The 13,442-nt window shown below is 69.4% G+C and carries 9 protein-coding genes; 4 read left to right on the top strand and 5 right to left on the bottom strand.

Features of this window, described 5'->3' with window-relative positions:
• Positions 1–336: 336 nt before the first annotated feature.
• Both bldC and MJ783_RS05145 read right to left on the bottom strand, forming a co-directional pair.
• Positions 337–543, bottom strand: coding sequence for a developmental transcriptional regulator BldC (bldC, locus tag MJ783_RS05150; RefSeq protein ID WP_013871846.1), 207 nt, complete (start codon positions 541–543; stop codon positions 337–339).
• A gap of 152 nt (positions 544–695) precedes the next feature.
• Positions 696–1,532 (bottom strand): hypothetical protein, encoded by an 837-nt coding sequence (locus tag MJ783_RS05145; protein ID WP_239308770.1) that lies wholly within the window; start codon positions 1,530–1,532, stop codon positions 696–698.
• A gap of 240 nt (positions 1,533–1,772) precedes the next feature.
• On the opposite strand from MJ783_RS05145, the gene MJ783_RS05140 reads away from it, so the two are divergent.
• The 3 genes from MJ783_RS05140 to MJ783_RS05130 all read left to right on the top strand — a co-directional run bounded on the left by MJ783_RS05140 (position 1,773) and on the right by MJ783_RS05130 (position 6,276).
• Positions 1,773–2,843 carry a Glu/Leu/Phe/Val dehydrogenase gene (locus tag MJ783_RS05140; protein ID WP_239308769.1) on the top strand — a complete coding sequence of 357 codons (1,071 nt, stop codon included), beginning with the start codon at positions 1,773–1,775 and terminating at the stop codon, positions 2,841–2,843.
• Positions 2,844–3,031: 188 nt separating this feature from the next.
• On the top strand, positions 3,032–3,232 hold the full coding sequence (locus MJ783_RS05135) for a DUF3073 domain-containing protein (protein ID WP_239308768.1): 201 nt from the start codon (positions 3,032–3,034) through the stop codon (positions 3,230–3,232).
• Between the two features lie 596 nt (positions 3,233–3,828).
• Complete coding sequence (locus tag MJ783_RS05130) at positions 3,829–6,276, top strand: bifunctional diguanylate cyclase/phosphodiesterase (protein WP_239308767.1); 2,448 nt, start codon at positions 3,829–3,831, stop codon at positions 6,274–6,276.
• Between the two features lie 61 nt (positions 6,277–6,337).
• Here the strand turns inward: MJ783_RS05130 and purM are convergent, their stop codons facing one another.
• The 3 genes from purM to MJ783_RS05115 form a co-directional block, all read right to left on the bottom strand.
• Positions 6,338–7,507 (bottom strand): phosphoribosylformylglycinamidine cyclo-ligase, encoded by a 1,170-nt coding sequence (gene purM, locus MJ783_RS05125; protein WP_239308797.1) that lies wholly within the window; start codon positions 7,505–7,507, stop codon positions 6,338–6,340.
• A gap of 59 nt (positions 7,508–7,566) precedes the next feature.
• The gene (gene purF, locus MJ783_RS05120; RefSeq protein WP_370651445.1) at positions 7,567–9,249 is read right to left on the bottom strand and encodes an amidophosphoribosyltransferase; all 1,683 of its coding nucleotides are present in this window, start codon (positions 9,247–9,249) and stop codon (positions 7,567–7,569) included.
• 194 nt (positions 9,250–9,443) lie between these two features.
• Positions 9,444–10,181 (bottom strand): sterol carrier family protein, encoded by a 738-nt coding sequence (locus tag MJ783_RS05115; protein ID WP_239308765.1) that lies wholly within the window; start codon positions 10,179–10,181, stop codon positions 9,444–9,446.
• Between the two features lie 82 nt (positions 10,182–10,263).
• On the opposite strand from MJ783_RS05115, the gene MJ783_RS05110 reads away from it, so the two are divergent.
• The coding region (locus MJ783_RS05110; RefSeq protein ID WP_239308764.1) for a sacsin N-terminal ATP-binding-like domain-containing protein at positions 10,264–13,442 on the top strand (3,179 nt) is incomplete at its 3' end.

The raw sequence follows: 13,442 nt of genomic DNA, 5'->3' as shown, positions 1-13,442 counted from the left end.
CTCTAAGGAGTCCTGATCTCCAAAACGAGAACACGCCCCGCGGGCCCGCGATGGTGTAGATCTTCGACTGGCAGACCGCCTCGCCTTCCAGCCGAAGATCCTAAAGACGCCCGGACGTACCGAAGCGTCCCACCGTCAGCGGCCTTGACACATCAGAGAAACAACTGCCGCCCACGCTTGGGACAACCGCCGTACCGACATCCCCCTTGGATCTAGCCTGATCGCACCTCAAGCAACGGAGGCTCCCAAGCAACTGGCAACCCTCCGTAACTGGAACTTATGGACCATGGCGACAAAAAAGGAGGACCCGATGCATCCGATCGCACCGGCGTGGAGCTATACCTCGCTTCCCACGGATGGGATTCCCTTGAGGAGCGCGCGGACCTCCGCCTCCCGGTAGCGGCGGTGACCGCCAAGGGTGCGTATCGAAGTGAGCTTGCCCGCTTTGGCCCACCGGGTCACGGTCTTCGGGTCAACTCGAAACATGGTTGCCACTTCGGCGGGCGTCAGCAGCGGCTCAGCGTCCGGTGTTCTCGTCGTCATTGTGTTGGCCTCCCGTCACAGAGCGTTGCTCCGTCCCATACAGATCGTGCATCCTTCGGGGGCATTTCGGACATGGCACGTCAGGACCATCTGCTGACTAGTCACACGACGTCCGAAGCGAGCAGCCACGCTCAGTTATCGATTGCAAGCCGTCAGCTTGCAGACTCCCTTGCTTGAACCGGTCTCCACCGGTTCAAGACTCGCTCATAGGCCGCAACCGCCACATCTGTTCGCCCTCGGCGTAACGCGTCGAGGGCCTCGTCGAGGTCTTCGACCGACGTGTCGTTACGCAGGGCGTCGTCGTCGAGCAGATCCACGAGCCCGCCGTAGTCGAGCTCGATCCAGCTGTGCGGATGAAAGTCCGCCAGCCACCCTCTGATCTCAGCCAGGCCATCGACGCCCGGCGAGTCCGGAGCGACCCTGCGCAGCACCTCCAACGCCTCCAGCGCCAGTCCGACCCGCCGCCGGGCAAGGCTCATCGACGTCCGGTACGACAGCGACCGGTTGGCGCTGTCACCGGTGACCAACATGCGCTCCGCCGGAGCGAACAGGACGAACCATGGTGGTGGCACCATCCAGGTGCACGTCTGGACGTAGACCTTGAGATCCGGGCGGCGGGTACGCCAACGATCAAGCTCGATCTCGGCGGGGTCCGCGAGCCGCCGCGGGATGAAGGCCTCCGCCACCCGATCCGGCAAGCCACCGCGGAACTCCATCGCCGCCTGCCACACCCGCAGCTGGGTGTACCAGGGACAGACGAACATCAGGCCGTCGGCCATCTGGATGAAGGCGGACTCGTCCGCGACGTCCAACGACGGCCGGATGGTAGCGACCAAGGCGATAACCCGCTCCTGGCGAGCACCGGCACGGCGGCTGGGGAGCCGGCCCTTGGCCGCGTAGCGCTCCCAACGGAGTCGCTCAGCCGGCGGAAATGCCGCCAGCGGTTCGTACACCCGCAGATAAGCCGCTGGACTGACCACGGGAGCCACAGACAGATCCTGGCACGCCACGGCCTCAGCGGGGCGCCGCAGGGCGCAGCGGAGCCCGCCGCCGGCGCACGGCCGACCGCCCGTCGACCTTTTGCTCTCGTGTCCGGGCATGGCTGGATAGGTTGCGGACACGAGCCACGCCCCTTAGTGGTCGGCGCCGGCAGCCCCCGAAGGACTCCCAGCGCCGACCACTTATGTGCGCTTGCCAGCCAACCTTCTCCGGCGAAGGGAGCCCCACCGGTGCGGTCCGTCTTCACCGCCGGCTCACAGCATGAACAGGTGACGTTCTGCGTGGATCCCGCCAGCGGGCTGCGTGCGATCATCGCAATCTATTCCACGGCCCTCGGCCCGGCTCTCGGCGGGACCAGGTTCCATCCCTACGCCGACGAGGACGCGGCCCTGCTTGACGTCCTCGCCCTGTCCAGGGCCATGGCCTACAAGGCCGCCTGCGCCGGCCTCGACCTCGGCGGCGGCAAAGCAGTGATCATCGGCGACCCGCACCGAGACAAGTCGGAGCGGCTGCTGCGCGCGTACGGGCGCTTCGTCAGCTCGCTCGGGGGCCGCTATATCACCGCTTGTGACGTCGGCACCTACGTCGAGGACATGGATGTCATCGCCCGTGAGTCCCGCTGGGTCACCGGCCGGTCGCCGCTGCATGGCGGCTCCGGCGACTCCGGCATCCTGACCGCCTACGGCGTGTTCGAGGGGATGCGTGCGTGCGCCGAGCACGTGTGGGGCACGCCGTCGCTCGCCGGCCGCCGGGTCGCCGTCGCCGGGCTCGGGAAGGTCGGCCGGCGCCTGGTACGCCGGCTGCTCTCCGACGGCGCCACGGTGGTCGCCGCGGACGTCAGCCAGGCCGCCCTGGATCGCGTCCGCGCGGAGCATCCCGAGGTCGAGCTCCGGGCCGATCCCGATGCGCTGGTCAGCGCCGACGTCGACGTGTACTCGCCCTGCGCGCTGGGCGGGGCGCTCACCGCGGAGGTGGTGGGCGCCCTGCGTGCGCGCGTCGTGTGTGGCGGAGCTAACAACCAGCTCGCCGACGCCGGAGTGGATCAGCTACTGGCCGCCGCGGGTGTGCTCTACGCGCCCGACTTCGTGGTCAACGCGGGCGGCCTCATCCAGGCCGCGGACGAGTTCGAGGGTTACTCGCACGAACGGGCACAGGCCAGGGTCAGCCGTATCTTCGCCTCGACGCTGGACGTTCTCGCCCACGCCGAGCAGACCGCGGTCACCTCCACCGTCGCCGCCACCCAGCTCGCCGAACGCCGGATGGCCGAGATCGGACAACTACGCACGATCCTCGTACCATGACTCCAGGCAAGCAATTTCAGATTTCGACCTGTGGCACACATCACATGCCGCTCATCGCGATCGCCTCGCGGCCTGAGAACTGTCGGGTTGGCGTGCCCAGGAGCCCGCGATCCCTGTAGTCTCGGGAGGCACGAGATAATGAGAGCACCGGGGCGGGTCCCCGTCGTCATGTTCGAGGGGGTCGAGCCATGGGGCGCGGCCGAGCAAAGGCCAAGCAGACGAAAGTCGCCCGCGAACTCAAGTACAACTCGCCCAACATGGATCTGGATCGCCTGAAAGCCGATCTAGGTGCCGGTAGCGCGCGAGAAGACATCGCGGACGATCCGTACTCGGATGATTCCTACGAGTACGACTACGCCGACGAGGACGAGGACACCGGTCGGCGGTAAGTAACACCAGCATGGTTGCGGGTCTCCGGATTCCGGGCTCCCATGTGACCAAGGGCGACGCGATGGTGATCATTATCGCGTCGCCGGCGGCCACAAGGAGCCCATGCGGTCATGGCCTACCAGGTCGAAAAACGGCCGCGTGGCCCTTGCGTGCCCGCGTTCACGGGATCCGGCGCCGCATCCATGCATGCTCTTTGGCGCATGCCATCAGACCATGGTGTCCGGGCGCGGCCGGCCTCGGCGGACAGCCGCCAGAAGCCGGTGACCCGTGCGCCGCATTCGGCGATGGCCCCGGCGTGGCCCGTGCCCTGATGAACGGTACTTCCGTCAACCATTCCGGTCCGTACGGACTCGACCGGCACACGTGGCAAACTGACGGAGTCGGATCCCCGCCGACGGATGAAGATCATCCAGCAAACCGAAGGACGCACGATCATGGTTCTTTTCAGGCGTCCAGAAGCTTTGCGGAACTCCGGCTGGCGGGTCGCACCGACCGTTCCGACCAAGTGGATCTTGGACTGAACGTATGAGCCTACAAGAAGGCTGCTTGTGGGCATCAGCGCGTTGCCCACAAGGTCGAGACGGGGGCCGGCTACATGTCCACCAAGCCGCCAACCGGGCAGCGGCCGACGGCCTCCCCTTCTGATGCTACCCAAGGTAGCGCCGCGCTCGTCCCTTCTCGCACACTCACGACGCTACGCGGCGCGTTCTCGCTCACATCCCTGCTGGTCGCGGCAGGTGGGGGAATCCTGGCCGCGTGGGACGACAGGCCCCGCTGGGACGCGTTCACCCTGATACCGGGCGCGTGGGTTGTCGTGCTCGCCGTCACAGGGATGCTGGCACCGCGTTTCGTCGTCCGGCGCGGACCTCGCCAAACGTTGTTACACAGCGCCATCGTGACCGCGGGCACCATCCTCGCCATCCTGACGGCGGCCGTGTTCATGGGCAGCCGCAGCCCGCTGGTGGCGTTCCCTGCCCCACAGGCCTTCGCGGCGGCGGCTGTCGCCACCGCGCTCTACACGGTCTCGATGTTGATCCAGACCGCCGCCACCGCCCGTTGGTCGGCTCGAGCACCCACCGAGTACCTCCGCTGCGTCCCGTGGCTCGGCGCGGCAGGCATGACCGCCACTTTCGGCCTACTGGTGGTCACGACCACGTATTGGAAAGCGATCACGTTGTTCGCGGTCCCGCTCGCGGCGGCCGGTCTCACCATCGCCTATCAGTTCAGACTGCGGTCACTGGCGGAGAGCAATCGCTGGAAAGAGATCAATTTCGTGTCCCGGGAACTCGCGGACGGGGACGAATCGGCCATCGTCGGAATCGCCCGGCACCGGGCCGCGACGCTGTTCCAGGCAGACGACACCGCGCTGCTGCTCTGGCCCACCCCATCGGCGCACCTGGACGCCCCCAGCGAGGTGGCCGACCTGCCTCCGGCTCCGGAAAGCGCACCGGTCGCGAGCCATGCGCCAGCGCCGCTCCGGCGCCGCCCTCGAGCGGTACGCCAGGTCCAGGAGATTGCCGCCCCGCTGATGGCGGGCAAGCTGTGGATCGGTGTTCTCACGTTGTCCTTCCGCCAACCGGTGGCCTGGCACGAACGCGAAGATCAAATACTTGTCGCGTTCACCCACACCGTCTCCCACGCTCTCGCCCACACCCGGCTCAATGCCCACGCGCGCCGACAGGCACAGGAACAGGCGCACGACGCCAACCACGACTGGCTGACCGGACTCGGCAACCGGCGCCTGTTGATGGCAAGAACCACCGCTGAACTCGAACGACAATCCGTGACCGGCGGCTGCGTCGGCCTTATTATGATCGACCTCGATCGCTTCAAGATCATAAATGACACCCTTGGGCACAGCGCCGGCGACCGCGTCCTGCAAGCCATCGCCGAACGGCTGCGCCGGAGCAGCCGGGACAGCGATGTGGTCGCACGGCTCGGTGGGGACGAGTTCGCGGTTCTCATCACCCGCGTCGAAAGTCCGGCACAGGTCGAGACGGTCGCGGCGGAACTCGCCGATGTGCTGTGCCGCGACGTCGTCTTGGACGGCATACCGCTGGCCGTGGAGGCGTCGCTCGGCGTCGCCTGCTGCCCGGACGACGGCACGACCAGCGAAGAACTGTTACAACACGCCGACATAGCCATGTACCAGGCGAAATGCTCCCACCCTCGATGGCGGAGATTCACAGCCGACAGCCACGATGCCTCACTCGAACGCCTCGCGCTCGTGGCGGAGCTGAAATCCGCGATCAGCGAAAACGAGCTCGTGCTCAACTACCAGCCCCAGGTCAAGCTGCAAACCGGTCAGATCAGTGGTGTCGAGGCACTCGTCCGTTGGGACCACCCCTCTCGGGGGATGCTCTCCCCCGAGAGGTTCGTTCCCGCGGTCGAACAATCCGGGCTGGTACAGGACTTCACCAGGGTGATCCTGGAGCAGGCTCTGATCGCCTGCGCCGGCTGGCGCGCCAGCGGCTTCGACATCACGGTGTCGGTCAACCTCTCCGCCCGCAATCTCCTGAACACCGACCTTCCCGGCGAAGTGGCAAAACTGCTGGTGAAGTACAGTGTGCCGGCCTCTTCGCTCACACTGGAAATCACCGAAACCGCGATGATGGCGGACAAGACGACAGCCCATCGGCTTCTTGGCGGCCTCCGGGAGATCGGCGTCCGGATCGCTGTTGACGACTTCGGTACCGGCTTCTCCTCCCTGACCCTGTTGCAGGAACGGGTGCTCGACGAGGTCAAGATCGACCAGACCTTCGTCCGAAAACTACTGGTCGAGCAAGGCGACGCGGCGATCGTCGCAGCCACCATCCACTTGGCGCACACCCACAACCTGCGGGTGGTCGCGGAAGGGGTGGAGACCGCCGAGCTGATGGAAGCGCTGACGGCGTTGCACTGCGACTTCGCCCAGGGGCTGCACATCGGCGCGGCCATGCCGCTGGCCGAGCTGACCAGCCGGCTGCGGGAGGCCGCTTCCACCCCGCGGCTGGCCGTGGGCACGAACGCTCGGATCCTGCCGCTGCACCGCCGGCGCCCATAGGGCGTGTCCGATTTTAGATCATCGCCCGCATCGGCCACCATCCATCAGGTACGCCCCGGGGTCAGCGAGGATGCTCTCCGAACAGCTTCGCCTGACCGCCAGGACCGCCGCCAGTGCCGGTGCCGCTGCCGGTGCCCTCGGTCAGATCGTTCACAGCGCCGTCGGCATCGCCACGAACGACCTCGCCGATGATCCATGCGGGTATCCCGCGCGCGGCGAGCAGATCGAGAGCGGCCGAGGCGTCACTATCGGCCAGGACCGCGACCATCCCCACACCGAGGTTGAACGTCCGTTCCATCTCGGCCGCCGCAATACCGCCACGCTCGGCGACCAGAACGAACAGGGGCGGCGGTGCCCAGGTGGAACGATCCAGGCGGGCGGTCATCTCGGCGGGAATCACCCGGGCCAGATTGGCCGCGAGCCCACCACCGGTGACGTGCGCGAAGGCATGGACGTCCAGCGCCGCGGCCAGCGCCAGGCAGTCACGGGCGTAGATCCGCGTAGGGGTGAGCAGAGCCTCGCCAAGAGTGACACCCAGGCTGTCCTCATAGCGCTCCAGAACGGCCCGGCCCTCGGCCGACACCCCGCCCGCGCCATCGGGATCGACCGGGCCGAGCAGCACATGACGGACCAGGGAGTAGCCATTGGAATGCAGACCTGACGAGGCCATCGCCACCACCGCGTCCCCGGAGCGCACCCGCTGCGGGCCGAGCAGCGCATCCGCCTCCACCACGCCGACACCGGTGGCAGCGAGATCGTAATCGTCCGCGCCCATCAGGCCGGGATGCTCAGCGGTCTCCCCGCCGACGAGTGCGGCGCCAGCCTGCTGGCAGCCGAGCGCGATCCCGGCGACGATCGCGGCGATCCGCTCCGGGACGACGGCACCGCAGGCGATGTAGTCGAGCAGGAACAGCGGTTCAGCGCCACAGACCACCAGGTCGTCCACGACCATCGCGACCAGGTCGACACCGACGGTGTCATGCCGGCCGACGGCCCGCGCAACAGCAATCTTCGTACCGACGCCGTCGGTCGACGAAGCGAGCAGGGGACGCCGGTAACGGGTGACGTCGAGCGCGAACAGCCCGGCGAAGCCCCCGAGCGATCCGACCACCTCCGGGCGGGTGGCCCGTGCGACGTGCCCGCGCATGAGGGCGACCGCCCGGTCCCCGGCGTCGATGTCCACGCCCGCGTCCAGATAGGACACGTTCGTCGCAGGCCGGCCAGGTGGCACGTCCGGGGCACTCGGGCCGGCCCGACCGACCGAGCTGCCCGAACCGGGCGGCGGCGCGCTCACCGTTGCCGCGTCGCCGGGCCGGCGCTGTCGACGGGCGTCCCCGCCCGCAGGGCGTCCATCAGCACGCCGCTGTCCAGTGGAGGATCGCATGCATGGTCCGCGCGGGAGCCGGCGGGCGGCCCGGCGACCGGCGGCACGTCGTCGGCCCCCTCCAGCAGATACTTGCCGAGATGGTCGGCGTGCGGCAGCGCAACCGGGTAGACCCCGTCGAAACAGGCGCGGCACAGCCGCTGTGCCGGCTGGCGGGACGCCGCGACCAGGCCGTCAAGGGACACATAGGCCAGGGAATCAGCCCCCAGCGACTCCCGGATCTCATCGATGCCGGCACTGTTCGCGATCAGCTCGGAACGGGTGGCGAAATCGATGCCGTAGAAACACGGCCAGCGCACCGGCGGCGAGGAGATCCGCACATGTACCTCGATGGCGCCGGCCTCGCGCAGCATCCGCACCAGGGCTCGCTGGGTGTTACCACGCACGATCGAGTCGTCGACGACGACAAGCCGACGGCCGTCGATGACGTCCCGCAGCGGATTGAGTTTCAGCCGGATCCCGCGCTGACGGATCGTCTGCGACGGCTGGATGAACGTCCGTCCCACGTAGGAGTTCTTCACCAGCCCATCGCCGTACGGAATGTGGCTGGCCTCGGCAAAGCCGACCGCCGCGGGCACGCCCGACTGCGGCACCCCGATCACGAGATCGGCCTCGGCCGGCGCCTCGCGAGCGAGTGTCCGGCCGACCTCGACCCGGGTCGCGTGCACCGAACGGCCCGCGATCGTGGTGTCCGGACGCGCGAGGTAGACGTACTCGAACAGGCAGCCGTGCGGTGTCGCCGGTGCATACCTGCGGGAGCGCGGCCCGCTCGCGTCGATAACGATCAACTCACCCGGCTCGACCTCACGGACGAAACCGGCACCGACGATGTCGAGGGCGGCCGTCTCGCTCGCCACGACCCAGCCGGTGTCCGCTCCGTCCCCGCCGAACCGGCCCAGGACCAGCGGATGCACACCATGGGTGTCCCGGGCCGCGTACAGGGTCGACGTGTCACAGAACACCAGCGAGAACGCTCCGGCCAGCCGGGGCAGCACGTCCATGGCCGCCTCTTCCAGCGTCGGGCCGGGATGCGCGGCCAGCATCGCGGTGATCAGATCGGAGTCCGTCGTCGCCCGGATCCTGCCCTTGACCGGGTCGACAAGGTCCGCGGCCAGCTTGACGGTGTTGGTGAGGTTACCGTTGTGGCCCAGCGCCACCTCCCCCCCGGTCCGTGACGATCGGTAGGACGGCTGGGCGTTCTCCCAGGTGGACGACCCGGTCGTCGAGTAACGGGTGTGCCCCACGGCGAGATGGCCCGACAGGCTGGCCAACGTCATCTCATCGAAAACCTGGGCGACCAGGCCCAGCTCCTTGAAAACGAGGACTCTCCGGCCGTCAGCGACGGCCATACCCGCCGCTTCCTGCCCCCGATGCTGCAACGCATACAGCCCGTAATAGGTGAGGTTCGCGACGTCTTCGTCCGGCGCCCACACGCCGAACACCCCACAGGCGTCCCGCGGGCCCGGATCGTCGGCGTACTCACGAACCAGGTCCTCGCCACCAGGATGTCGAAGATCGGCGAACTGTCTGTCGCCGCGGGGGGCATCCGCTGCATCGGGGGAGATCGCAGGCCGGGCGGAGATGGACATCGAACAGTCGCCGACGTCGGGCAACACGGCTCCTCGGGACGTCGTTTGTCTGGTCCGCGGTCCACGCTAGCAGCGTCAGCCCGCCCGGCACCCGTCGATCTCCGACTCATGCGGGACGCCACGAACGGATCCGCTCCGGGTAGCCCCATCAGGCGCCTGGGGCGCGCCCACGACGGAAACGGCCGGTCAGCCGGTCAGCCGATCTGCCGTACCGAGCCGGGCAGCAGCGGGAGGAACGGCAACGGGAGGAACGGACGCAGATCCGCGCGGGAGCCGCTGGCCCGCACACGGCCGTCCGCCACTGCATCCGCCCAGCTCAGGCGGCCCACGACGACGTCGACGAAGGTGACCGGATCGGTTTCGACCACGTTCGGCGGAGTGCCCCGGGTGTGTCGTGGGCCCTCGATTACCTGTATCGCCGCGAACGGCGGCACCCGTACCTCCACGCAGCGTCCTGGAGCGCGCGCGGCGAGCAACCCGATGATCGTCCGCACGGCGATGCGCAGCGCGTCCCGGGCCGGATCGACCCCCAGATCAAGACCGTGGACGACACCGTCCAGCACCAGGGTGACCAGAAAGTCCCCCAGCCGCGTCCCGCCCGCCGCGGTCATGACCGGACGCGCCAGGTCGGCACCGTCGAGCTCGGCCACGGCCGCGGCGACGCAGCCGCGCAGCCGCGGCCGCAACCGCAACAGGTCGGCAGCTGGCAACCGGTCCGTGTCTGGGGGGGAGGTGCCCGCAATCGCCGCGGCAAGCGCGTCCGCCGCCCCGAGGACATGAACGACATGGTCCGCGATGCTCCAGCCGGGCAGTCTGCCCGGCCGTGCCAGCTCCTCATCGGCCAGCGCGTCCACTCGCTGGGCGATCCGCTCCCACTGGCCGGCAACCGCCGGCACCAGTTTCGGATCATCACGACGAGCCGCGGACGCCACGTTCCCGATTATCGGCCGCCGCCGGGCCGGCTGGCGGCACCTGGTATCCCAGCCAACCGCCACCGAAGAGGAGGATGGAGCGATGGACGCGCAGCCATACGGGAACGTGATTGTGGACGCCGACAGCGGCAACACCCAAGCCGGCCCTCTTGACCACCGGCGGCGCGCGAACCAGGATGATCGCGGCACCTCCGGCCAGCCCGGCGGCCAGCCCGGCGACCCGTTCGGGACGGCGGCGATCCAACGCCGGGTGCTCGACGCCTGGGCGGCATCCCCGGCCCGGTTCCGTGAGGACGCGAACGCGGAGGAGGACGCCGCTCGTGGCGCCTACCGCGACCGGCTCGTCGTCGAGCTGCTCCAGAACGCGGTGGACGCGGCCCATACCGCGGCTGTCCCCTGCCGCGTTCTGATGACGCTGACCAGCGACAGCGACAGCGCGGCAGAACATCACAACGGGATACTGGAGATCGCCAATACCGGGACGGGGCTGTCCGCGGCCGGAGTCGAGTCACTGTCGACCCTGCGCGCCTCAGCCAAGCGCGACACAACGGCTCTCGGCCGTTTCGGGGTCGGTTTCGCCGCGGTTCTGGCCGTCAGCGACACCCCGTCGATCGTGTCCCGGCAGCCGGTGGGTTCCTGGGGGGACCGCAACCACCTGGGCGGTGGCATCGGCTGGTCGAAGCAGTCGACGATCGACGCGATCAACGCGCTCGGCGAACCGGCTCTTGACGCTGAGCTGGGCCGCCGCGACGGCGCGGTCCCCGTGCTGCGCCTTCCTTTCCCCATGCTGGACGCGCCGCCACCGCCGGATGGTTACGACACGGTCGTCCGGCTGCCCCTGCGTGACAGCGCCGCGGAAGCGCTGGCCCGCTCGTTGCTCACGGGCCTGGACCCCACGCTTCCCCTGCTGATGCCCGGGTTGTCCGAGGTCACCATCGTGATCGACGGCACGCCCGCAACCCTGACCTGTGGCTGGGCGTACCCGGCGCCAGGCGTGGAGCACGCGCTGCTGAACGGCGAGCGGTGGGTCGGCCGGGTCCGACGCGGCGTGATCCCCGCAGGCCTGCTGGCCGACCGGCCGGTGGAGGAACGTTCCCGCACCGGATACGCGGCACGGGCGATGGTTCGCGAGGGCGGCTGGCCCGATGACGTGCCCAGGCTGGTCCGCGCGCCGCAGCCGACCGATGAACCGCTGTCCCTGCCGGTGCTGGTCAGTGTGGACCTGCCCCTCGAACCGTCCCGCCGGCACACGGTCGCCGGTCCGCTGCGGGACTGGCTGGTGGACCGGCTTGCCGAGACAGTCGTCGACCTGGCTGTCGACCTTGGCAGCGCCGGCCCGGCCGCAGCTGACGACCCGGCCACAGCTGACGACCCGGCCACAGCTGACGGCCTGGCCGCGGCCACCCCGCCAGCGTCTGACACCCCGCCAGCACGCCATGACGGCCCCACCCCGGTGGCCCCGGCCGCGCCCGACCTGCTAGCCCTGATCGCCGCCGAGCCCGGCACCGGGAACCCGGCACGGACCACGCCGGAGGCCGACGTCCGCGGGGTGTTCGCGGCACTCGCGGGTAGCGGCCATCCGCCCGCGCATTCCCCGCTGGCGGCGCTCGAGCTCGTCCCGACCGGGCTGCCTGTGGGGGAGGTCGACGGCAGGCTGCGGGATACGCTCAGCCAGCTCCTTCCGGACGCGCCGATGCTGCCAGGCGGGCGCCGTGGATCCGCCTGCGTCGTGTGCGACCTCGGCCCGGCGACCGACGCGGTCACCGCGCTGCTTGCCTGCGGGCCGGTCACCGGCCCTGGCGACACGCTCCCCGACGCACCCCCCGACGCGCCCGATGGGGGCGGCAGCGTGGACGGTCTGCTACCAGCAGACTACGCGGCCCGCCGCTGGCGGTCGCCGCTGGCGCTGCTGGGAGTACAGCGGCTCGGTACCGCTGAGGTAGTCGAGATCCTCACTGAGCTGCGCCGGCCACCGGCGTGGTGGGCACGTGCCTATGCGGCTCTCGCGCATGCTCCGGACCGGGACGCTCTCGGCGCCCTGCCCGTCCCCTTGGCCGTGCCGACCGGGGAACAGCCCACCGGCACGAGTACCAGCACGGAGACCGGCACGGATGCGGATGGGGCCCGGCTCGGCGCCCGGATGGTCACCGGCCCGCGTGGCGTGCTGCTCCCCACGCCCGAGCTGGACGTCACGGCATTGATCGACTCAGGTCTGCCGCTGCGGGTGGTGCATCCGGACGCCTGCGTCGGTGCCGCCCGCGGCATCCTGCGCACCCTCGGCGCGGTTGACGGAACCCCGGTGAGCGTGCTGCGTGACCCATCCATCGCCGACGCTGTCGCGGACCTCGATCCGGACGTGGCTGCCGACGCTGTCCGCGCGCTGGCCACGGCCGTCCTCGCACTCGTGCGTGACGCCGGCCTCGATCCCGCTGGCGCGGTCGGTGAGCTGCCGTGGCTCGCCGATCTGCTCCTCCCTGACGCCGACGGGGATTTCAGCCCCGCTGGTGAGCTGTTGATCGCGGACGGCCCCCTCGACCGAGTGCTCGCGACGGACGCGCCGTTCAGCGTCCTCGCCGATGACTTCGCGCGGGCGTGGCCGATACGGGTGCTGGAAGCGGTCGGCGTACTGCGGACCTTCGCCACCCTGCGGGCTGACGGCATTCGGCTCGACCCGGACGAGCCGACGCTGCTGGAACTGGACGACAGCGATGCCTGGGTGGAAGAGCTGACCACCCGTCTCACCGCCGGAGCCGCGCACGAGCCGAGACATGCCGCGCCGGCCGCGCCACCAACACTCACGACCTTCCGCGCCGTGCGGGACCTGGAACTCGTCGACACGTCCCGCTGGCCCGAGGCGCTCAGCGAGCTTGCCCAGCCGCCCCTGCGGGAGGCGGTCATGCACTCCGAGCGGATCAGCCAGCCCAACCGGCCGGTGGGAGCCGGCGCTGACGTCGACACGTCGTACACCCGCTGGTGGCTGTCCCGGCACGCGCTTCTTCCCGTCGCCGGATCGACCGCGGTCCTGCCGCCGGCCGAACTGGCGCTGCCCGGCGCGGACCCGCTGCTCGACGGGTTGTTCGCACCCGCCGCGCCGCTGCCCGGCGTGGACGTCGACCTGCTGCGCCGGCTCGGTTGCCGGCTCACCCTCGCCGATGTCCTGGACGACTCCGATGCGCTGCTCGATCTGCTCGACCGGCTCGGCGACACCGATCGGGACGTGCCGTGGCCGGCCGCGCGGACGCTCTACATGGCCGCGGTGGA

The sequence above is a fragment of the Protofrankia sp. Cj3 genome, from assembly GCF_917627355.1.
GTDB lineage: Bacteria > Actinomycetota > Actinomycetes > Frankiales > Frankiaceae > Protofrankia.
The sequence above is the reverse complement of the archived record's forward strand: the minus strand, read 5'-3'. Positions and strand labels throughout refer to the sequence as shown.

Bases quoted from the DNA above. Each gene is read 5' to 3' on its own strand.
- bldC (WP_013871846.1), bottom strand. From the start codon at position 543: ATGACGACGAGAACACCGGACGCTGAGCCGCTGCTGACGCCCGCCGAA.
- MJ783_RS05135 (WP_239308768.1), top strand. From the start codon at position 3,032: ATGGGGCGCGGCCGAGCAAAGGCCAAGCAGACGAAAGTCGCCCGCGAA.
- MJ783_RS05130 (WP_239308767.1), top strand. From the start codon at position 3,829: ATGTCCACCAAGCCGCCAACCGGGCAGCGGCCGACGGCCTCCCCTTCT.
- purF (WP_370651445.1), bottom strand. From the start codon at position 9,249: ATGTCCATCTCCGCCCGGCCTGCGATCTCCCCCGATGCAGCGGATGCC.